General features: G+C 49.9%; 20 protein-coding genes. 13 read left to right on the top strand and 7 right to left on the bottom strand.

Features of this window, described 5'->3' with window-relative positions:
• From recG to map, 3 genes are all read left to right on the top strand, one after another.
• Positions 1-2,046, top strand: coding sequence for an ATP-dependent DNA helicase RecG (gene recG, locus DCC85_RS13580; RefSeq protein ID WP_199909922.1), 2,046 nt, complete (start codon positions 1-3; stop codon positions 2,044-2,046).
• Between the two features lie 66 nt (positions 2,047-2,112).
• Positions 2,113-2,400 (top strand): stage VI sporulation protein F, encoded by a 288-nt coding sequence (locus DCC85_RS13575; protein ID WP_108466082.1) that lies wholly within the window; start codon positions 2,113-2,115, stop codon positions 2,398-2,400.
• A 179-nt stretch (positions 2,401-2,579) separates the two neighbouring features.
• Entirely contained in the window at positions 2,580-3,326 is a 747-nt protein-coding gene (gene map / locus DCC85_RS13570) for a type I methionyl aminopeptidase (protein WP_108466081.1), read from the top strand.
• 82 nt (positions 3,327-3,408) lie between these two features.
• On the opposite strand, the gene DCC85_RS23595 is transcribed toward map, so the two are convergent.
• The 5 genes from DCC85_RS23595 to DCC85_RS13555 form a co-directional block, all read right to left on the bottom strand.
• Positions 3,409-3,537 (bottom strand): hypothetical protein, encoded by a 129-nt coding sequence (locus DCC85_RS23595; protein ID WP_267896063.1) that lies wholly within the window; start codon positions 3,535-3,537, stop codon positions 3,409-3,411.
• Between the two features lie 42 nt (positions 3,538-3,579).
• Positions 3,580-3,729, bottom strand: a complete 150-nt coding sequence (locus DCC85_RS23175; RefSeq protein ID WP_199909921.1) for a hypothetical protein — start codon at positions 3,727-3,729, stop codon at positions 3,580-3,582.
• 132 nt (positions 3,730-3,861) lie between these two features.
• Positions 3,862-4,347: a YhjD family protein gene (locus DCC85_RS23170; protein WP_199909920.1), complete on the bottom strand. Its 486-nt coding sequence runs from the start codon at positions 4,345-4,347 to the stop codon at positions 3,862-3,864.
• Positions 4,344-5,618: a DNA polymerase IV gene (locus DCC85_RS13560; RefSeq protein WP_108466080.1), complete on the bottom strand. Its 1,275-nt coding sequence runs from the start codon at positions 5,616-5,618 to the stop codon at positions 4,344-4,346. Before DCC85_RS13560 ends, DCC85_RS23170 begins: the two co-directional genes overlap by 4 nt.
• A complete protein-coding gene (locus DCC85_RS13555) occupies positions 5,615-5,986 on the bottom strand; it encodes a YhjD family protein (protein ID WP_108466079.1) in 372 nt (123 codons plus the stop codon). Before DCC85_RS13555 ends, DCC85_RS13560 begins: the two co-directional genes overlap by 4 nt.
• A 651-nt stretch (positions 5,987-6,637) precedes the next feature.
• Here DCC85_RS13555 and DCC85_RS13550 point away from each other — a divergent pair.
• The 10 genes from DCC85_RS13550 (at position 6,638) to DCC85_RS13505 (ending at position 18,918) form a co-directional block, all read left to right on the top strand.
• The gene (locus DCC85_RS13550) at positions 6,638-8,872 is read left to right on the top strand and encodes a DOMON domain-containing protein (protein WP_108466078.1); all 2,235 of its coding nucleotides are present in this window, start codon (positions 6,638-6,640) and stop codon (positions 8,870-8,872) included.
• A 36-nt stretch (positions 8,873-8,908) separates the two neighbouring features.
• A complete protein-coding gene (locus DCC85_RS13545) occupies positions 8,909-10,102 on the top strand; it encodes a HEAT repeat domain-containing protein (protein ID WP_108466077.1) in 1,194 nt (397 codons plus the stop codon).
• 43 nt (positions 10,103-10,145) lie between these two features.
• Positions 10,146-11,522 carry a glycosyltransferase family 2 protein gene (locus tag DCC85_RS13540; RefSeq protein ID WP_199910022.1) on the top strand — a complete coding sequence of 459 codons (1,377 nt, stop codon included), beginning with the start codon at positions 10,146-10,148 and terminating at the stop codon, positions 11,520-11,522.
• Between the two features lie 56 nt (positions 11,523-11,578).
• A complete protein-coding gene (locus tag DCC85_RS13535) occupies positions 11,579-12,382 on the top strand; it encodes a response regulator (RefSeq protein WP_108466075.1) in 804 nt (267 codons plus the stop codon).
• A gap of 48 nt (positions 12,383-12,430) precedes the next feature.
• Complete coding sequence (locus DCC85_RS13530) at positions 12,431-13,798, top strand: nucleotide sugar dehydrogenase (RefSeq protein ID WP_199909919.1); 1,368 nt, start codon at positions 12,431-12,433, stop codon at positions 13,796-13,798.
• Positions 13,791-14,738: a hypothetical protein gene (locus DCC85_RS13525; protein ID WP_108466074.1), complete on the top strand. Its 948-nt coding sequence runs from the start codon at positions 13,791-13,793 to the stop codon at positions 14,736-14,738. The genes DCC85_RS13530 and DCC85_RS13525 overlap by 8 nt, the downstream gene beginning before the upstream one ends.
• 192 nt (positions 14,739-14,930) lie before the next feature.
• Positions 14,931-16,058 carry an alanine dehydrogenase gene (gene ald, locus DCC85_RS13520; RefSeq protein WP_108467864.1) on the top strand — a complete coding sequence of 376 codons (1,128 nt, stop codon included), beginning with the start codon at positions 14,931-14,933 and terminating at the stop codon, positions 16,056-16,058.
• A gap of 133 nt (positions 16,059-16,191) precedes the next feature.
• Positions 16,192-17,148: an L-lactate dehydrogenase gene (locus tag DCC85_RS13515; RefSeq protein WP_108466073.1), complete on the top strand. Its 957-nt coding sequence runs from the start codon at positions 16,192-16,194 to the stop codon at positions 17,146-17,148.
• A gap of 135 nt (positions 17,149-17,283) precedes the next feature.
• The gene (locus DCC85_RS13510) at positions 17,284-17,784 is read left to right on the top strand and encodes a Crp/Fnr family transcriptional regulator (RefSeq protein WP_108466072.1); all 501 of its coding nucleotides are present in this window, start codon (positions 17,284-17,286) and stop codon (positions 17,782-17,784) included.
• 474 nt (positions 17,785-18,258) lie between these two features.
• Positions 18,259-18,918, top strand: a complete 660-nt coding sequence (locus DCC85_RS13505; protein WP_108466071.1) for a YitT family protein — start codon at positions 18,259-18,261, stop codon at positions 18,916-18,918.
• A 77-nt stretch (positions 18,919-18,995) separates the two neighbouring features.
• Here the strand turns inward: DCC85_RS13505 and DCC85_RS13500 are convergent, their stop codons facing one another.
• Positions 18,996-19,178, bottom strand: a complete 183-nt coding sequence (locus tag DCC85_RS13500; RefSeq protein WP_108466070.1) for a DUF2188 domain-containing protein — start codon at positions 19,176-19,178, stop codon at positions 18,996-18,998.
• A 187-nt stretch (positions 19,179-19,365) separates the two neighbouring features.
• A complete protein-coding gene (gene msrA, locus DCC85_RS13495) occupies positions 19,366-20,331 on the bottom strand; it encodes a peptide-methionine (S)-S-oxide reductase MsrA (RefSeq protein ID WP_108466069.1) in 966 nt (321 codons plus the stop codon).
• Positions 20,332-20,408 lie beyond the last annotated feature (77 nt).

The following is a 20,408-nucleotide window of genomic DNA, read 5'->3' as shown; positions in this document are numbered from 1 at the left end:
ATGGAATTAACTAAAATTTCCGTACGGCAGATCAGCGGCGTGAGTGCTCTCAAAGAGGGAGAGCTTCACGCCTTTGGCGTCTTTACGGTGAATGATCTACTAGAATACTATCCATTTCGTTATGAGGACTATCGGCTTCGCAGTTTGAGCGAAGTGAAGGATGGAGATAAAGTAACCGTGCAGGCCAAAGTGTTTGGCATCCCTGTACTGCAGCGCTACGGTAAGAAGTCTAGGCTGACCTGCAAGATGATGGCGGATGAGTGGATGTTTAATGCCACCTGGTTCAACCGCCATTTTCTAAAGGACCAGCTTACACCTGGGCGAGAAATTACTTTAACAGGGAAATGGGACTTAAAACGTCAGCAAATGACGGTATCCGAATCAGAGTTCCCTGATAAGGGAACAGTTCGCAGCGGAACGCTCCAACCGGTCTATTCGGTAGGGGGGAAGATTACCCAGGCATGGATGCGCAAGACGATGAATCAGGCTTTGGCCCAGTTCGGAGGGATGATTTCTGAAGTTTTGCCTCCTGAGCTTGTACAGAAATACAAGCTTATGCCTCGCAGCCGGGCTATTCAGCGGATTCATCAGCCGCTGGACAGTGAGGAGGGGCAGCAGGCACGTCGCCGTATGGTTTATGAAGAGCTTTTCTTATTTCAGCTGAAGCTCCAGGCCTACCGGGCCATGAATCAAGAACGGATGGATGGGGTTAGGCATGAGGTGGATAATGCTACGGTGCGAGAATTCGTCCGCAGCCTGCCCTTTGAGCTGACCGATGCGCAGAAGAAGGTAGAGCTGGAAATTCTGAAGGATATGCGCTCCCCGTACTGTATGAATCGGCTGCTGCAGGGAGATGTAGGTTCAGGAAAGACCGTTATTGCAGCTATAGCCTTATATGCGGCCGTGAAGTCGGGTTATCAGGGGGCCTTTATGGTTCCCACGGAAATCTTGGCCGAGCAGCATGTCCGCTCACTGACAAAGCTGTTTGAACCGTTCGGTATCACAGTAGGTCTGCTTACAGGCAGTGTGAACGGCCGCAAGCGCAAGGATTTACTGGCTTCGCTTCAAATGGGGATGATCGACATCGTGGTTGGCACTCATGCTCTAATTCAGGAGGATGTCTTCTTCCGGGCTTTGAGCCTGGTGGTTACGGATGAACAGCATCGCTTTGGCGTGAATCAGCGCAGCATTTTGCGGCGCAAAGGCTTTAACCCTGACGTGCTTACGATGACGGCGACTCCGATTCCCCGCACCTTGGCGATTACCGCGTTCGGGGATATGGATGTCTCGACGATTTCAGAGCGGCCTAAAGGCCGCAAACCGATATCCACCTATTGGGTTAAGACGGATATGATGGACCGAGTGCTAGGATTTATTTCCCGTGAAATTGGGGAAGGGCGGCAGGCCTATCTCATTTGCCCGCTGATCGAGGAATCGGACAAGCTTGATGTGCAGAATGCCATTGATCTTTATGTGGCGATGCAGCAGGCGTTCCCTCATTTTAAGGTCGGGCTGCTGCATGGACGGATGAGCGCCGCGGAGAAGGATGAAGTTATGCGCGCCTTCTATGCGAATGAGGTTCAGCTTCTGGTCTCGACTACGGTGGTTGAGGTCGGGGTCGATGTGCCGAATGCGACCCTGATGGTCATTATGGATGCCGACCGTTTTGGGTTGTCGCAGCTGCATCAGCTGCGAGGCCGGGTCGGCCGGGGGGAGCACGCTTCCTACTGCGTGCTCATGGCGGATCCGAAGTCGGAGGTCGGTCAGGAACGGATGAAGGTCATGACCGAAACGGACGACGGCTTCGAGGTTGCAAGGCGGGACCTTGAGCTGCGCGGTCCCGGTGATTTCTTCGGCACGAAGCAGAGCGGCGTGCCGGAATTTAGAATCGCGGACATGGTCGGCGATTATGCCGTGCTTGAGGCGGCGCGGGACGATGCCGCCGCACTGGTGGCCGGCGAGGCATTCTGGACCTCGCCGGTGTATGCTCCGCTGCGGCAATATTTGCAGGCGGAGCAGATTTTGCAAGGAGAGCTCATCGATTAGGCACCTTGGACAGACCTTCCGTCATATACTGGGAGAAGGACGGATTTATACTGGAGGTGTGAGCTCTTGAGCTATCAGCAGTATGGAATCAGCCCGCAGCTGGTGCAGCGGGTAAAGCTTAAGATGAAGAATCCTGCCACGAAGGAGCGGGTAAAGGCGTTGGTGGAAGGCTTAACCAAGGCGGATCTTCAGGATGCAGGTAAAGTGCGGCGTCTTGTCCGAACGTCGTCGACACTGCTTAATGAACGGCTGACCGGGGTGGAAGAAGAACGGATCACTCAATTTGTACTCGCACAAAAAATTGATCCCAAAAATACATTTCACCTGATCCGGCTGTGGGGAATGTTCCGCTAAAGGCCAAGCTTGGATTTTGTGGGAAATCGGTAAGATGAATAACATACAAATGCCGGTGGCAATGAGCCCTCGGCATTTGTACTTTTATCTGTATCCGCAGACTTTCATTTCGAAAGAAGTTGCTTTTTATACAGGAGAGGTGTATTTTTGTATATTGACATGAAAGGAGTGCTTGTACGTTGATTACCTTGAAATCTTCTAAAGAAATTGAACAGATGCGGCCGGCCAATCAAATTGTGGCGGATTGTCACAGGGAGCTGGCCAAGCTGATTGAGCCCGGCATTACTACACTGGAAATTAACGATTTTGTGGCTAAACATATTACAAAGCTTGGCGGCAAACAGTTTACTAAAGGATACAACGGCTTTCCCGCTGAGACCTGTGCTTCCGTAAACGATGTGGTTGCTCATGGGTTCCCTAACCGGACTCCGCTGCGGGAAGGGGATATCGCCAAAATTGATATCGTTGTGGAGTATGACGGTTGGTTTGGCGATTCAGCCTGGTGCTATGCGGTTGGAGAAATTAGTGATACCGCACGAAAGCTGATGCAGGTAACCAAGGAGTGCTTGTATATCGGAATTGAACGGGCGATTCCGGGTGGCCGTCTGGGCGATGTTACCTCCGCTATTCAAGCCCATGCCGAACAGCATGGCTTCTCAGTCGTTCGGGATCTGCTTGGGCATGGGGTAGGACGCTCGCTGCATGAAGAGCCTAGCTTTGAACATGTAGGCATGGCGGGGAAAGGCATTCGGCTTAAGGAAGGCATGGTGCTTACGATTGAGCCGATGATTAATGAAGGAACTTATCGCATTACGATTGATGACGATGAATGGACGGCACGCACGGCGGACGGCAAGCTGTCTGCCCAGTATGAGCACACGATTGCCATTACGGCAGATGGCCCTTTGATTTTGACGGAACAATAATTTTCTTGCCTAATTATGATGACAAAGAGCCCTGAAGCTTTAAGCTTCAGGGCTTTGTTCCATAGAAATCCAAGATGAGCTATTAGATGAAGAACGTGCGTGTAATGATGACCAGCAGAATAAACAGAACGAGGATCGTACCTGTCGAGGTCCAGAGTCCTCCGCCTCCGTAACCTCCACCTCCGTAACCAACGCCTCCAACTTCACCCATGATTCATTCCTCCTCTTGAATTGTTGTAGATAGACGGCCTAATTAATATGGGCCCCCAACAAACAAGAAGCTTCTCGTAATGATGACCAGCAGAATGAACAGAACGAGGATTGCTCCAGTTGAAGTGAATGCTCCACCATAAACTGGACCGCCGCAGCCAGCCCCGCGATCTGCATCGATACCTTGTGACATTCTCGCTTCCTCCTTTTTAACTAAGGATCGTTATTTAATCTTTCTGAATCAGTTTATGAATTCAAAGAAGAAACGATATGGACACTGACCTATTAGAGGAGGCGTTACAAGCCTAATTTGTCTTCGGGTCTTTTAGCGGTTTTGCTGCATGCTTGCAATTAGACGGCTTACATACTGGCTGATTCTAATGCCAACAGCGTTCTTCAGATAGTCGCGGGTCATGCTGATCTGGTGTGTCTGTCCGCGGTAAATATAACGGTAGTTCAGCTCATATTCGTCCCTGGAGTCTTGAACAACCCGAATGTTCTTCTCCAATAAGGAGGATTTAAGCTTATGTATGTCCTTCCGCAGATCCAATATCATGATTTTAGCCGCGGAGGCATACAAGGATTTCAGCGTTTGCGCCGATCTTTCCACTTCCTGTCGCTTCTGTTCCACGATGCTCAGTACTACGGGAAGAAGGATGTATTCCCGGATCATCTCAAGCTCTCTGGAGGTCAGCGGTTCAGAATCTCCAGCGGGCGGGGAGCCTTGCCGAAGCACTGACTGTTCTTTATGCTGGGGCAGCATCATGCGGCTGGATTCCCAAAGTCCATTCCCTTCGAGTTTCTTGCTCATTTATAATGTCCTCCAATCTTCTGGGCTCTCTCTCGTGCCTGGCCGAAGGCGCTGAGCGATGAAGCTCTTACAATTGCTGAGCTGCCATAGCGGTCCTTGATCTTATCTGTAGCCTTATCCAAGGCTTGAAGTTTGACCTGATCCTCGAACAGGGTCAGCTGAACGAGCTGGTCACTGGACAGGCTGCTGAGTGTAACGCCCAGCCGGCGTACAGGCATCTGGTCCCAGTGGCGGTAGAAAATCGTCCTTACCGCGTCATACACGGTATTCGTATGGTAAGTCGGATAGGGGATCTTCATCTGCCGGGAGAAGCCGGTAGGCGCTTCATAAGGGCTGCACATGCAGTTCACGGAGACAACTTCGGCCATATATCCCTTACGCCGGCAGTCCCGGCAGACCTCTTCGGTGAGCTCAAGAAGCACGGTATTGATCTCCTCCTGCCGAGTATAATCTTTCGGTAAGGTCATCATATGTCCTACCGATTTGGGCGCAGCGTTGAAAGTGCTGGGACTTACGGGGGAGTCGTCAAATCCGTTGGCCGTTCTCCACAGAACCTCTGCATGAATGTCGCTCTGCTTCCCGAATCTGGCGCGGAGTTTATCCTTCAGCCGGGGAAGCGGGGTCATGGCTACAGCACCGATCGTATGAAGGCCGAGCAGGGAGAGATGCTTGGTCATTCGTGAGCCGACGCCGAACATTTTGTGGACGGGCTGGGGCCAGAGTTCCTCCTGGATCTTTGCAGGTGGGAGCTCGAACAGGCCACCCGGCGCTTTTTTGGCCCAGATATCAGTGGCCATTTTGGCGAGGATTTTGTTGCTGCTGATGCCTACTCTGATCCATACTCCCGTCTGGGAAAGCACCTTTTGCTGAATGGCCTTGGCTATAGTATACGGATCGCCAAAAAGCTTCAGACTTCCCGTGATATCGAGAAACTGCTCGTCAATAGAGAAGATTTCGACCAAATCGGTGTATTCTTGATAAATGCCGGAAATCATTAAAGAAATATCAATGTAGTGCTGCATGCGTGGACGCATGACGATTAATTCCGGGCACTTCTTTAGCGCCTCGCCCAAACGTTCTGCGGTAGTGACTCCATAGCTCTTCGCTATAGGGCATGCCGCTAAAATAATGCCTGATCGTCTCTCGGGATCACCGGCCACGACGAGAGGCTTGTTCTCCGTTCCAGGATGATCCGCTTTCTCTACGCTGGCGTAGAAGCTTTGACAATCTGCCAAAAAAATGACTCGTTCTTGTGGGTTGGATTTGTTCATGACAGCTGCCTCCGTAGATTTCTGAGGATGGACATCAGCTCGGCTTTGACCAAGCTTCTTAACATCTCAAAATGATGAATATAGCCGCGAACCTTATAATCTACACGGATACCGAGCGTTGTAAACTCTTCCTGCAGAATGGTGATGCGGCGATTCCTCATGGTTCTTCGATTGCTTTGCAATTTCAAATGAACCAGGGCTTCAATGTCTTTCAAATAATGAAGAAGGTGATTATAGATTGTCTTATGATTATAAAAGGATAGTTCTTCCATATCCCGCTCCAGCATATCGAGAAGGACGGGAAATAAGATGTACTCTTTGATAAGCTGAAGATCTTCTTCCGTCTCTAAACTTGAGAGCTGATCCATCACATCCACCACCAAAAGGGGAACATATATTCTCGTATATTATATACCGAACATATATTCGTTATGCAAATGAAACTTCAGCCCTATATGTTATTTTTAGGAATTAGCGAGTAAGAACTTAAAAGCCTCGTCCCCCTTGGCATTTCCAGCTATTGGGAAGTGCGAGGGATAGAGGGGGAATTCCTTGTGTAAAAAGTCCTAAGTGTAAAAAGAAAGTTAAATACTGAGAAAAAAGGAGTCAAACTCATTAGGTCTATGGAACGTTTTTAAGCTTTGCGCGAATTCGTGAAATTTTTGACAAAGCCGCGATTTATCGCGGTTTTTCACTATGACTTTGGTTGTATGTCTGGCAGGTTGCTGAATGTATTTACAAATTCCTGCGAAACTTCGATATATCTTAAAGCGTCTAATACGACAAATGTGAACACAGTATGTCAGATGTGTTTTAGATCACATGTAGAACTGCTCAACGAGAAAATGTAATAAAAATCCTGATATGAAAATGAATCCCTATACCTAGTTACTTTATGGTGTTACTTGGTTAATCATTGAAGGTGGATTCGAAGTGGAGGTGGCAAAAACCACAGAGAGAAGCTTGGTCACAAATCAAAGTTGCCTAAAAACCATAGTGAGGTGAGAAAGTATTAAGCTATGTCAACGCTGGCGAAGAAAAGAATCATCATCTGGAGCATTGTAGGAATTGCTCTGATTGCTGGGGCAATCTGTGCGGTGCTGCTGAATTTGCCTCCATCCCCTACCACTTATGCTACCTCTAGCGGGACGAAGGTGATCTTCAAGACCACGAAGGATAAGTTCATGAAGTATGAGGGAGAAGGCCAGTGGAAGGAGATATTTGTTAAGGGTGTCAACCTGGGGGCAACGGTGCCTGGTCATTTTCCTGGAGAGTTCCCGATTACTGAAGAGGATTACTTGCGCTGGTTCAAACAGATTGACGATATGGGCGCTAACGTGATTCGGGTTTACACCGTGCATAATCCTGTATTTTATAAGTCGCTTGTCAAATATAACCGTGATAAGGGAGACGACCCGCTGTATTTCATTCAAGGGATCTGGTCCCCAGAGGAAGCGCTGATTGAGCAGAAGGATGCTTACCGCAGCGAAATTGTCAGCCAGTTCGAGCAGGGAATTGATAAGGCGGTAAAGGCCGTCTACGGCGAGCTGGACACTCCGGTAGTGCCGGGAGCTTCCGGCGGCAAGTACACCGCTAATGCAGCACCGTATTTGATGGCATGGCATGTCGGTACGGAGTGGGACCCGGAAATGGTGGATAATACAAATAAGCTGCATGCGGAAGTGGAGCCTTACCAAGGCAGCTATTTCCGGGCCACCGAGAAGGCCAGCCCTTTCGAAAGCTGGCTTGCTAGACTGTTGGATCATACAGCTGCCGCTGAACAGAAGTTCGGCTGGGAGCATCCGATGACCTTCACCAACTGGGTAACGACCGATGTGCTGGAGCACCCGGGTGAACCTTTGTTCGAAGAGGATCTGGTCAGCGTCGATGCTACTCATGTGCAGCCTGCAGCCTGGGAGGCTGGGTATTTTGCGGCATATCATGTGTATCCGTATTACCCGGACTTCTTCCATCTGGATCAGACGCTTCAGACGATTCCGGATGGCAAAGGAGGATTCAACACTTACAAAGCCTATTTAAAGGAGCTCAAGGCTTACTATAAGGACATCCCGATCATTGTCACCGAGTATGGTGTGCCTTCATCCTTAGGGGTATCCCATATTGGCCCCGGTGGAAGGAACCAAGGAGGACATGACGAGAAAGAGCAGGGCGAGATCAACGTCTCTCTGACTCAGGACATTTATGACGAAGGCTATGCGGGAGCAATTCTGTTCATGTGGCAGGATGAGTGGTTCAAGAAAACCTGGAATACCATGCGTTTTGAAATCCCTGTCGACCGCCGGGCATACTGGCTGAATGTGCTCACGAACGAGAAGCTGTTCGGGCTTGTCTCGATGGGACCTGGCAAGGAAGATCAGATCGTCATTGACGGCAAGCTGGATGACTGGGACGCTCTGCCAGAAGGAGAGGCCGTGCAGTTTGACAAGCCTGCCCAAGGCATCGAGCAGATGAAGGTGACGCACGATGAGGCTTATGTTTATGTAGGCTTGCGCTTAAGTGAGGAATTTGATCCGCAGCACTCTAAAATTGTTCTGGGCACGGACACTCAGCCGGGCGGAGATCAGCCGGTTAAGGAAATGCCAGGCTTGACCTTAAGCGATGGTCTCGAAGATCTGGTTGTTCTTGGCCGGGATGAGGAGTCACAGGTACTGGCCGCTCCATCCTATGATTTCCATCGCCGTTTATACGGGGAGTACGGGTACTGGATGCTTCCGGACCAGAAAGCTGAGGAGAAATCGGCTTTCCAGCCTTGGAAGCTGGCGCTAAGCTTGACGATGACGCCTCCGGATACCCGCAGTGCGCATCCCTTTAAGGATGTAACGGTGGGAACACTGACCCGGGGAACATCCGACCGGCAGAGTGCCGAGTTCAACTCTCTCACTTCTTGGCAGTACAGCGGTAAGGAGGTAGAGCTGCGCATCCCTTGGATGCTGCTCGGCTTTGCAGATCCAAGCTCGCTTCAGGTGATTGACTACGGGAAGCTGAACAAAGACCGCACTTTCTCGACCGTAAAAACTCAGGGGATCACTTTCGTTCCAAGAATCATTCAGCAAGAGACAGCAGGGGGTAGATCAACATCAAAGGCAGCCTCCTCAAATGAGACCATTGATCTTGGAACCCAGCCTAAATACAGCTGGAAGCCGTGGGAGACGGTGAATTATACAGAACATTTGAAATCCAGCTATTATGCGATGCAAAAAATCTATCATTCCCTTTCGGATGATCGCCCTTAAGTCGTCCAAAGGGCCAAAGGAGGAATTTAGCTCACTATGTTCTCGCATCTTACCGTGGCGGTATATTTCATCTACGCCTGCCTCGGACTGATTGGGTTAGGCATTAGCATCTTGCTGTTTATGAAAATCAAAGATTACGCAACCATTCGAAAAATTGAGGAATATCAGCGGAAGCATCAGCCCTACTTTCACTTTATTCAAGCCCATCTTCACGGGGAGCGGGATCTTCCGCTCCCTCCGGGCAAGCTGACCCGTCTCGAACGCCGCGTCATTCAAGATAAAATTGCAGAATGGATCGGCCAGTTCAAGGGGGATTTGCAGCAGCGGCTGATCCGGTTATGTGAAGAAGCAGGCTTTGTCCAAGATGAGCTGAAGCAGCTGGACAGCTTGCTTTACAGCCGCCGAATTGAAGCGGTTTACCGGCTTGGCGAGATGAGAGCCTCTGCCGCAGCCCCTCGGCTGCTGGAAATGTTAAATAAGCAAAAATACAGCCCGCTGTCCATTGTACTCGCCAGAGCGGCGGCGAAATGCGCGGAGAACGAAGAACAGCTGCGCCAAATGCTGCACGGCCTGCTGCGGCACGGCAAACCCATTCACCATATGGCTGCGGATGTTCTGCTGGAGACAAGACTTGATGCCAGCAAAATGCTGCTGCGGCTCCTGGATGATGAGAACCAGGATTTCGTCAAGGTGGGACTGGTGGCAATGTGGGGACAAGCGGTGCCTGAGGTGGTTCCGGCTCTTGACCGGCTGGTTGGCGCGAAGCAGCATGATGTGCGGGCACAGGCTGTCAAGCTGTACTTAAGCTCTAATCCGGTACTGAAGGACGAGACGATCGCCCAGCTGATGTCGGATAAGGATCCTGAGGTTCGGGCCGCGGTAGCCAAGGCGCTCGGCTCCATGCACGCTGCAGGAAGCATACCGCTGCTGCGCAGCGCCCTTCGGGATGAGGACTGGTGGGTGCGCAATAACAGCGCGGAAAGCCTTGCAAGTCTTGGTGAAACCGGCTTTGAAGTGCTCTGTGAAATGGCGCAGCGCGGTTCCGGGGTTGAGCGGGATACTGCCTTCCATCAGATTGAGAAGACGATCCGGGAGGGCATCCGCTCTGAAGAAGTGGAGCATATCGTAGCTTTTAACAAGAAAAAGCTGCTGTATGAACGCTATTTCGGTGTAGAGGAAATCAAGGCAGTGCCAAAAGTCACTGCGGTCGGAGGCGATTACACTGCTTAGGGATATACTTCTAATCTATGGACTATTTGCGATTTATTATGTGATGACAGTCAACCTGATTTATTTCTCGGTGCTCGCTTTCTCGTTCAAGAACATCCTGACAGTGTTCCGAAGAGCCAAATATTCAAAGTTTAACACCTTGTCCGGCTCGGAGCTGGTCCCGTCGGTATCCTTACTGGTTCCGGCTTATAACGAGGAGGTTACGATTATTGAGAATGTTAAGTGCCTCCTCACCTTGAATTATCCAACCTATGAGGTCATCGTCATCAACGATGGTTCCCAGGATGATACGCTGGGTGTGCTTTGCCGGGAATTCAACCTGAAGGCTATGGCTAATCCTGGCATTAGGAACTCCATAGACTGTCAGCCAGCGAATGCGGTTTACCATAATCCAGAGTATCCCCATTTGTATGTAATAGATAAGCCAAACGGCGGGAAGGCGGATTCGCTCAATGCAGGAATCAATTTATCCCATTACCCGCTCATTTCTTCTATTGATGCCGACTCGCTGCTGGAGAAGGATGCGCTGATCCGGATGGCCCGCATGTATATGGAGAATCCGGAGGAGACCGTGGCGATCGGCGGGGATGTTCGCATTGCCAATGGATGTGTCATTGAGAACGGTCAGGTGAAAGAGGTGGCTTTGCCGCGCAAAATGTGGCCGATGTTCCAGTCGGTTGAGTATCTGAAGGCGTTCCTCGGCGGACGCATTGGCTGGAGCTCTATTAACGGGCTCATTATCGTATCCGGCGCCTTCGGAATGTTCCGCAAAGATTATGTAATTGCAGTCGGCGGCTACCGCGGGGGCTATCCAGGGGAAGACATGAATATCATTATCAAGCTTCACCGATACATGCTAGAGAACAAGCTGCGCTACCGGATCGCCTTCTGTCCCGAAGCCGTATGCTGGACACAGGCACCAGATACGTATCACATTCTCTCCAACCAGCGGAAGCGCTGGGGGCGGGGGAACCTTAAGAACATGATTGAGAATTACGATATGGCCTTTAATCCGAGGTATAAGGTGATGGGTCTGCTCACAATGCCTTACAACATCATTTTTGAGGCGCTCAATCCTTATTTCAAGCTTACCGGGCTGCTGGCTCTAGTTGGTTATGCGATGCTTGATATGACACATTGGCGGATCCTGGCCGTATTCTGGTTGATTAATTTCCTTAGCGGTTACCTGTTCAGCATTGGTGCATTTATGCTCGAGGAACTCGCTTTTAAACGGTACAACCGGCTCTCAGATTTGGCGAAAATGCTATTTTACGCCCTGTTTAAATTTTTCGGGTATCACCAGCTTGGAGCACTATGGCGGATTCAAGGCCATATCCAATATTTGCGCAATAACAACTCTTGGGGCGCGATGACCCGGCAAAGCTGGAAGGAGGAGACCCCTAAGGAGAGCGCAGCTTAACCCTGCTGCCGTTCTCTCTATAAATTCTAATTCTGTGGAAAGGTGGAAACTAGAGTATGCCTAATACAGCAACGCTGCAAGTGGATCAGAGAAATCGAGTATATCAGGAGATTCTGCATGAAATCAGGCAGGCTGGAGAAGTCTGCGGTGTATTATTTCTCTATGCTGCCCAAGCTCCTGCTCATTTAGAAGGACGGATCAAAGGGATTTTGGAGGCTCAGTCCCGCTTAGACTATCAAATCTGGAATGATCCGGGAACAGGTACGATGGCCCTGCTATTTCCCGGGCTTGCCCTGGATGCAGTTCATTTTCAGGGGCTTCTCTTAAAACAGCGACTGCATGAAATATTCGCGGATTTACAGCCGCAGATGACGCTGACAAGCTTTCCCGAGCAGGGGGGATTATCGGAAGCTGTGCTGAAGCGTATGGCGGAATCGGCCAGACTCAGCACCTCGGACGAAATTCATATTTTTGTCGAGGAAGAGGCGGAATCCTCTCGTGATCAAATTCTGATTGTGGATCAGGATCCTACGATCCGCGAGTTTCTGAGAATCAGAATGCGCATGCAAGGCTACGATACGTACGAAGCTGATAACGGGTTGTCAGCTTTGGAGCTGATTGAACAGCTGCAGCCGGATCTTGTGCTGACTGAGCTGAATCTCTATGGAATTGACGGCTTGCCTTATATCCATCACATTCAGAAGCTGGATGTGGAGAAGACTCCTAAAATTGTCGTGTTAACCGAACAGCGGGTAGAACAAACGATTAGTCAGTGCTTTCAAAGCGGAGTAGATGATTATATTACCAAACCGTTCTCACCTGTCGAACTCGATGCCCGCATCCGCCGTTGTTTTCATTGATGAGAGTGCAAACCAATAAATAGAAAAATACTGGGAGGTAGAACGACTGTGACGAACAAACCATACCTGAATTTGCTTGAGGCTATTGAGACTAAGGAAGCTGTACTGGGTGTTGTAGGATTAGGTTATGTAGGCCTGCCGCTTGCGGTGGAGATGGTGAAGCAAGGATTCCGGGTCGTCGGAATTGATTTGGATGTAAACAAGATGGAGAAATTAAGCCGCGGAGAATCTTATATCCATGATATTTCCAATGAGACACTGGCAGAGGTGAACGCTACGGGCCGCTTCAAGCCTACTGCAGACTACAGTGCCCTTCAGGAGATGGATGCCGTCAGTATCTGTGTTCCGACGCCCCTAAGTGAGAATCAGGATCCGGATACCTCCTATATTGTGATGGTTGTGGACCAAATCAAGCAGTACATGAAGCCAGGGCTGCTGATTACACTGGAAAGCACTACCTACCCTGGAACGACAGAGGAGCTGATTCAGCGGGAGCTGGAATCGCTGGGTTATCAAGCGGGCAGGGACTTCTTCCTCTGCTTCTCCCCTGAGCGGGTAGATCCTTCTAATACAAACTTTAATACCTTTAACACGCCGAAGGTCATCGGCGGTACCACAGAAGCCTGCCTGCATTTAGGAACTGCATTATACAGTAAATATGTCCAGACTGTAGTTCCGGTAAGCTCGCCAAAGGTAGCGGAGATGTCCAAGCTGCTGGAGAACACCTTCCGCAGTGTGAACATCGCATTTATTAATGAAATGGCGATGATGTGCGATCGAATGGGGATCGATATCTGGGAAGTCATTGATGCAGCGAAGACGAAGCCTTTTGGCTTCATGCCGTTCTATCCCGGTCCGGGTATCGGAGGACACTGCATTCCGCTCGATCCGATGTATCTGTCCTGGAAGGCTAAGGGCTTCCGTTTCTACAGTCAGTTTATCGAGCTTGCTCAGTCTACGAATGACAACATGCCTTACTATGTAGTGAACAAGACTTCTAAAATTCTAAATGAATATGCGAAATCGATTAAAAAATCCCATATCCTTGTGCTGGGAATGGCTTATAAACCGGATATCAGTGACCTCCGTGAATCACCGGGACTTGAGGTTTACGAACTCTTTAAGGAAAGCGGTGCCCTGGTGGATTATTATGACCCTTATGCGACCAGCTTCCGGGACAGACACGGCATGACCGTGCAAAGCATTGCTTACAGTACTGAAGGGCTGCGTCAGTATGACTGCATCGTGCTTGTAACGAACCACAGCAACTTTGATTACGAGGAAATTGCCAGCTTGGGTGTTCCGATTCTGGATACACGCAACGCCTTCCGCTCCTATCCGCTGCCCCATGTCTATAAAATTGGACACTCCGTCCAGCCGGTAGAAGAACCGGATACAGCGGCTCTGATTGTATAATCATCAGACCGTGAAGTTGCAAAGGACGGGAGCCGGTCTTAAGAGGCTGTTCTACAAGTACCGATTCCCGTTCTTCGGCATCCTGTTCGGAGTGCTTCTGCTGCCTTTGTTGACAAGGGACTGGGGGTTTCCCGTGAAGGAGAGCAAGGCTACATGGCTGTGGAATACAAGCATGATAACGACGCAAGCGGATGAGGTTGTGGATTTCTCCAAGCGGCATGGGGTGGAGGTTATTTTCCTTCAGGTGGACAAAAAGGTTCCAAGCGACGCCTATCGCAGCTTCATTGCCAAAGCGGAAGACCAGAAAATCAAAGTTCATGCCCTTGGGGGAAGCCCCGAGTGGGCTCTAAAGGAGAACCGGAAGGCTGGCGAAGAATTCCTTCATTGGGTGGCCGATTACAATCGGCAAGCGGATCCCAAGGAGCGGTTCGAAGGCATACAGTTTGATGTGGAGCCCTATTTGCTGGATCGGTGGAAGTCGAGGCAGGATTCCATTACCCGCGAGTGGATGGAGAATGTGCAGGAGTGGAACCGGCAGGCTAAGCCGGAGGGGCTAGTTCTGGGGGCAGCAGTACCTTTTTGGCTGGATCAAGTCCAGGCCAAGGAGGGAAAAGACAGGATCGCTTTTAGTGACTGGCTTATCGACCAGATGGATTATGTGGCCATTATGGCTTACCGGGATAAGGCAAATAAAATTTACGGAGCCTCAGAAATTCTGCTTACTAAGGCGGACCAGCAGAATAAGCAGGTATGGGTTGGCATCGAGATGGCCCGCAGCCAGGAAGGCCCGGGCGTATCTTTCTATGGGAAGCCTGCTCCGATCCTCAAGCAGGAGCTGGATAAGCTGACCCGGCTTGGAGACAAGCACAAGTCTTTTGCCGGAATCGCTGTGCATAATTACGAGGCTTGGCAGTCGATGGCGAACTTGAGCACAAACTAAATAATTCATGTAAGCTGGTGTAAACACAGTAGAGCCGCCGCGAAGCAAGGTGCGGTCTCTGCTGTGTTTATTATTTTTCATAGTTGATCCACGAGCATACGTAGGAAATCAAATCTGGATATGATAGAATATTTTACAAATAACGGAAGTAAAGCTTCGAAATCTACGGATGAGGGAAGGAAGTCGGAGAAGATGCGGGTAGGCGTACCAAAAGAAATCAAAAATAATGAGAATCGGGTAGCCATTACACCTGCCGGTGTGGAAACGCTGGTTCAAGCCGGTCACGAGGTGCGGATTGAAAGCTCAGCGGGCCGCGGCAGCGGCTTTACGGATGAGGAGTACGAGGACAAAGGGGCGATTGTCAAAGCTTCAGCAGCAGAGGTGTGGGACGAATCGGACCTTATTCTAAAGGTGAAAGAGCCGCTGGCGGAAGAATATCGTTATTTTCGGAAAGACTTAATCCTATTCACTTACCTTCACCTGGCTCCAGAGCCGGAGTTAACACGGGCCCTTCTGGAGAACGGGGGATGCGCGATTGCATATGAGACGGTACAGCTGGAGGATGGCTCTCTACCGCTCCTTACTCCCATGAGTGAGGTGGCCGGCCGCATGGCCGTGCAGATTGGCGCTCAATTTCTGGAGAAGCCGAGCGGAGGCATGGGGATTCTCTTGGGCGGCGTTCCAGGAGTCCCACCGGCAGAGGTTGTCATTGTAGGAGGCGGCGTGGTCGGTACCAATGCAGCAAAGATAGCTCTAGGCATGGGCGCTCATGTGACTTTGCTTGACTTGAATGCGAACCGGCTGCGGTATTTGGATGAAATTTTTGCCGGAAGAGTGACGACGGTGATGTCCAGCTCCTATCAGCTGGAGCAGGCGGTAGCCAAAGCAGACTTGCTGATTGGCGCTGTACTGATCCCTGGTGCGAGAGCCCCTAAGCTGGTCAAAGAATATATGGTGAAGCAGATGACGGAAGGGTCCGTAATTGTCGATGTGGCCATTGATCAGGGCGGCTCGGTGGAGACGATTGACCGGGTAACTACGCATGCTAATCCTATCTATGTCAAGCATGGGGTGGTGCACTATGCTGTGGCCAATATGCCTGGAGCTGTAGCTAGAACCTCAACGTTTGCCCTAACCAATGTTACTATTCCTTACGCGCTGCAAATTGCCAATATGGGAGTTAAGCAGGCTGCGACCTCCAATCAAGCCTTGCTCCGGGGCATCAATATTGCAGCCGGTTCGGTGACGAACAAGGCCGTAGCTGAAAGTCTGGGACTTGAGTACATGCCGATAACGAAAGTGCTCGGTAGCTTGATGTAGTCTTTTGCCTGAGATGTTGGGCTGATATAACTTGAGCTGTTTCGAAATATATGTGAAGTTTTGTGACATTATGGGCACGTAAGCGATATAATATATGAAGGATATATCAGTTTGTGCTCACAGGAGGATGGCAATGGGAAAATCCACTAGAAGAGTGGCGATTGTCGGAGCGGGTATGGTAGGGGCAGGCTGTGCGTACTCGATGATTAATCAGTCCGTATGCGATGAGATTATGATGATCGACCGAACCTATGACAGGGCAGTTGCGCAGGCGCTCGATTTGTCGCATTGTATGGACTTTACTTCGACCCGGACCAAGGTGTATGCAGGAACCTTAGAAGAGTGCGGAGAAATGGATGTGGTGATTTTGACCGCTGGGGCTAATCCGAAGCCGGGGCAGACCCGGCTGGATGTGCTGGAAGAGTCTAAGCAAATCACCCGGGAAATTGTTGAGCGGATTATGAGTGGAGGCTTTGATGGTATTTTTGTCGTGGCTGCCAACCCTGTAGACATCGTAACTTACTTGGTCAGAGAAATTTCAGGACTACCGCGTTCCAGGGTCATTGGTACAGGAACCTCTATCGATTCCTCGCGGCTTAAGACTCTGCTGTCCGAAGTGTTCTCGATTGATCCGCGCAGTGTTCAAGGGTATGCGCTTGGTGAGCATGGGGATTCGCAATTTGTAGCATGGTCTCATGTCACGATTGGGGGAAAGCCGCTGCTTCATATTTTGGCGGAGCATAAGGAGCGGTTCAAGCATGTTGACTTGGCGGAAGTAGAGCGGAAGACCAAGGACGCAGGCTGGGAAATCTTCACTCGCAAAGGCAACACCCAGTTTGGAATCGGAAATGCCCTCGCCTATATTGCACGTTCTATTCTAAATGATGAGCATAAGATCATTGCTGTGTCTGCGATTCTTGAAGGAGAATACGGGCAGAGAGATCTGTGTATTGGAGTGCCTGCTATCATTGGCAAAGGCGGTATTCAGGAAGTGATTGAACTGAATTTAACCGAGGAAGAGGAGCGGAAATTCAAAGAATCTTGTACGATTATACGTTCAGGCATATGCAAGCTGGCTGAGACGGTATAGAGAAGCAGCGTAGACAACAGGCGGGGATTCCGTGGGGATTCCTGTCTATTTGTTTTGATCTATTGAAGCAAGTCCTATAATATGGATAATAATAGCTAACAGGCTGCGTGAGAGAAAACATAGGGGAGAGATGATATGATTCTTCATAAAGGGGAAGTTCTATTTCGTCAAGGAGACGAAGGCGCCTATTTATATCAGGTGAAGAGCGGCTTGTTCAAGGTCACACGGCTTCACGCCAACGGGAATATGGTTCTATTTAATATTTTGTATCCGGGGGAGACGGTGCCCCATCATTCGTTAATATCGCCTAAAGAAACCCATGGCACTGCTATCGCATTAATGCGCAGCGAGGTCGAGCGGATTCCGGCCAAGGAGTGGTATCATGAGCTTGAGGTCAATCCTAAGAAAGCGCTTGAAGTAGCCAAGCTGCTCCAGGAGAAGGTGCGGTTTATGCAGGAGAGACTTGACCATCTAACGGTGGGAGCACCCGCAGACCGCTTGGAGCTGCTAACCAAGTGGCTGTCCAGCTATGCCTATGGCATTCCGCTGACAGACTATTTAACACAGGAGGAGATCGGCCAGTTGATCGGAGTTCGACGGGAAACGGTGAACCGTCTGCTTCGCAGCCAGAGCTAGGCTTGGATACAGACTATTATTCTATAAATATCCTGCTTGAGAACGGGCATGTATGCTAGGAGAGTGGAGAATTATGGCGATTTGTGCGCTTTCCCAGGTAATAGAGTGCAATTTAGCAACCTGTAGGAAATAAATAAAAGGTCAAGCTGTTTAGTCATCATATGCATTGTGGTATAATAAGATTAGGAAAAACGGGAATGAAGGACTTAAAGGGTACGAAACCTCTTAGGTCGGTTCATTCAAAAAACAGAGAAAGGATCAGGATACCATGTGTCCCCGAAGGACGAATCCCCAAAGGACGATTTGGAAACGTTGTGATCTCTCTTATACTTAGCTTCTCTCGTAGTTCGTCGGTTTAGGCAAACCAACCCTACGAAAGAAGCGTGTGAACAATGCGAAGGACTAAGTCCTCAAGGACCTGCTTCGTAGGGTGTTGCCTAAGGGTCAACAAAACTACGATTCGAGGGATTCCTGATGAGGAAAGAGAAGAAGCTTATTGATGTTCGTCAGATCGGCATGATTTTATTCGGCACTTTTGTATTATCTTTTACGTACTACCATATTAACTTTCAGAATGGGCTTGCAGAAGGTGGATTTGTAGGGATGGCGCTGCTGGGCAAATATTTGTTCAACCTGCCGCCGGGCCTCACTTCATTTCTTCTGGATCTACCCGTGTTTGCTATCGCTTGGTTCTTAAAAGGGCGGGCTTTTATGGTGAACACACTGATCGGTTCAGCGGCATTTTCAGGATTTTATGAACTGTGTGAGCGGTTTTCTCCGCTTCAATTCCAGTTCCATCACAACCTACTGCTGGCCGCCTTGCTCTCCGGAGTGCTTACGGGAATTGGCGCCGGACTGGTGCTGAGATACGGGGGAGCGACGGGCGGAGATGATATTTTATCACTATGCCTCAGCCAGTGGAGCGGTCTTAAGATTGGAACGGTGTTTATTCTGCTCGATGCTGTAGTGCTGGGCATCTCGCTCATTTATCTCCCATTGATGGAGACGTTATTTACAATATTAGCTGTTTCGATTGCCGGCAAGGTGATTACCTGGACGGTAAGCTATGGTAGAAAGGATCTGCGCCCGGTGCGCGTTCCGCTTGCCATCGACAAGAAAACAGCACGTGCTTAAGTAAGAAGAGCACTCTCCGCCATCCTGGGCAGGGAGTGCTCTTTTTTTAGCTGTGGCTCATCAGTTCCAGCAGCTCTTCATGATCTCTCTTTCGGATGCTTCTCATCCCATTCCTCAGCCTTTGCCGTTCCAATGGCAATGGCCCGGCCTTCCTCATAGCCTTCCTCCAGCAGCGCATTCGCAATCTCTACCGCCTTATTGCGCACACGCGGGTCCAGATTCTTCATGGATGGCGGATAATCATTTTTGCTCCAAGGCATGGCGATTCCTCCTTTGACTTCGGTGATTCTATAGGGGTCATTACCCGCTGAAGGGTGTGTTAAACGGTCTGTAAGATCGAGTGAACATGTGAAAGCGTATCTCCATCTGCTACAACCACGAGGATTACAGGCCAAGTTAAACGGCCTTAGTCCAATAAACTCTGGACCAAGGCCGTAAAAACTATTGCTATTCTTCAAACAAATACAGATACTCGCCGTAGCCTTCTTCCTTGAGCTTCTCCTTGGGAACAAAGCGCAGTGCGGCAGAGTTAATGCAGTAGCGAAGCCCGTTAGGACCGGGTCCATCATCAAATACATGGCCCAGATGCGAGTTGCCTTCCCGGCTTCTTACCTCGGTGCGAATCATAAAATGGCTGAGGTCGGTTTTCTCTTTGATATGGTATTCACGCAAAGGACGGGTAAAGCTCGGCCATCCGCAGCCAGCGTCGTATTTATCGCGGGAGCTGAACAGCGGCTCGCCGGAGACGATATCAACATAAATGCCTTCTTCCTCGTGGTCCCAATACTCGCCTGTGAATGGGCGCTCTGTAGCACTGTTCTGCGTTACCTCATACTGTAAGGGCGTTAAGCGAGCCTTCAGCGACTCTTTATCTACAGGGCCAGCCCAGGTTTTTTCAAGAAAATCTTCTCGCCCAGATCCTTTGCGATACCGCTTGTAATGCATCGGATTCTTCTTGTGATAATCCTGATGATACTCTTCCGCTTTATAGAACGGAGCAGCAGGGAGAATAGGCGTTACGATCGGCTTATCGAACCGCCCGCTCTGAGCCAGCTCCTGCTTGGAAGCTTCAGCTTGTTCGCGCTGTACTTCATTATGGTGGAAAATGGCAGTCCGGTAAGATTCCCCGCGATCATGGAACTGGCCGCCCTCATCGGTAGGATCAACCTGCTGCCAGAACAGCTCAAGCAATTTGCGGTAAGGGAAAAGGTCGGGATTAAAGGTGATCTGGACAGCTTCATAATGTCCTGTCGTTCCTGAGCAGACCTCTTCATAAGTCGGATTTTCGGTATGCCCGCCTGTATATCCTGAGACGATGCTTTCGATCCCTGGTAGCTCCTCAAAAGGGGATACCATACACCAGAAGCAGCCTCCAGCAAAGGTGGCAAGCTCGTAGGTTGAAGTTGGACTCATCTGGGTCCCTCCCGTTTCTTAAAATTTTATCTACCTGAATCTCTACATTATATAGGATTTTAAGACAAAACCAAAAT

The sequence above is a fragment of the Paenibacillus sp. CAA11 genome (assembly GCF_003060825.1).
Lineage (GTDB): Bacteria > Bacillota > Bacilli > Paenibacillales > Paenibacillaceae > Fontibacillus.
This window is presented reverse-complemented; position numbering and strand designations above follow the sequence as displayed.

What these genes read in the sequence shown, in the direction of transcription:
- recG (WP_199909922.1), top strand. Translation starts at nt 1, where the DNA reads ATGGAATTAACTAAAATTTCCGTACGGCAGATCAGCGGCGTGAGTGCT.
- DCC85_RS23595 (WP_267896063.1), bottom strand. Translation starts at nt 3,537, where the DNA reads ATGGGTGAAGTTGGAGGCGTTGGTTACGGAGGTGGAGGTTACGGAGGC.
- DCC85_RS23175 (WP_199909921.1), bottom strand. Translation starts at nt 3,729, where the DNA reads ATGTCACAAGGTATCGATGCAGATCGCGGGGCTGGCTGCGGCGGTCCA.
- DCC85_RS23170 (WP_199909920.1), bottom strand. Translation starts at nt 4,347, where the DNA reads ATGAGCAAGAAACTCGAAGGGAATGGACTTTGGGAATCCAGCCGCATG.
- DCC85_RS13560 (WP_108466080.1), bottom strand. Translation starts at nt 5,618, where the DNA reads ATGAACAAATCCAACCCACAAGAACGAGTCATTTTTTTGGCAGATTGT.
- DCC85_RS13555 (WP_108466079.1), bottom strand. Translation starts at nt 5,986, where the DNA reads ATGGATCAGCTCTCAAGTTTAGAGACGGAAGAAGATCTTCAGCTTATC.
- DCC85_RS13550 (WP_108466078.1), top strand. Translation starts at nt 6,638, where the DNA reads ATGTCAACGCTGGCGAAGAAAAGAATCATCATCTGGAGCATTGTAGGA.
- DCC85_RS13545 (WP_108466077.1), top strand. Translation starts at nt 8,909, where the DNA reads ATGTTCTCGCATCTTACCGTGGCGGTATATTTCATCTACGCCTGCCTC.
- DCC85_RS13540 (WP_199910022.1), top strand. Translation starts at nt 10,146, where the DNA reads ATGACAGTCAACCTGATTTATTTCTCGGTGCTCGCTTTCTCGTTCAAG.
- DCC85_RS13535 (WP_108466075.1), top strand. Translation starts at nt 11,579, where the DNA reads ATGCCTAATACAGCAACGCTGCAAGTGGATCAGAGAAATCGAGTATAT.
- ald (WP_108467864.1), top strand. Translation starts at nt 14,931, where the DNA reads ATGCGGGTAGGCGTACCAAAAGAAATCAAAAATAATGAGAATCGGGTA.
- DCC85_RS13515 (WP_108466073.1), top strand. Translation starts at nt 16,192, where the DNA reads ATGGGAAAATCCACTAGAAGAGTGGCGATTGTCGGAGCGGGTATGGTA.
- DCC85_RS13510 (WP_108466072.1), top strand. Translation starts at nt 17,284, where the DNA reads ATGATTCTTCATAAAGGGGAAGTTCTATTTCGTCAAGGAGACGAAGGC.
- DCC85_RS13505 (WP_108466071.1), top strand. Translation starts at nt 18,259, where the DNA reads ATGAGGAAAGAGAAGAAGCTTATTGATGTTCGTCAGATCGGCATGATT.
- DCC85_RS13500 (WP_108466070.1), bottom strand. Translation starts at nt 19,178, where the DNA reads ATGCCTTGGAGCAAAAATGATTATCCGCCATCCATGAAGAATCTGGAC.
- msrA (WP_108466069.1), bottom strand. Translation starts at nt 20,331, where the DNA reads ATGAGTCCAACTTCAACCTACGAGCTTGCCACCTTTGCTGGAGGCTGC.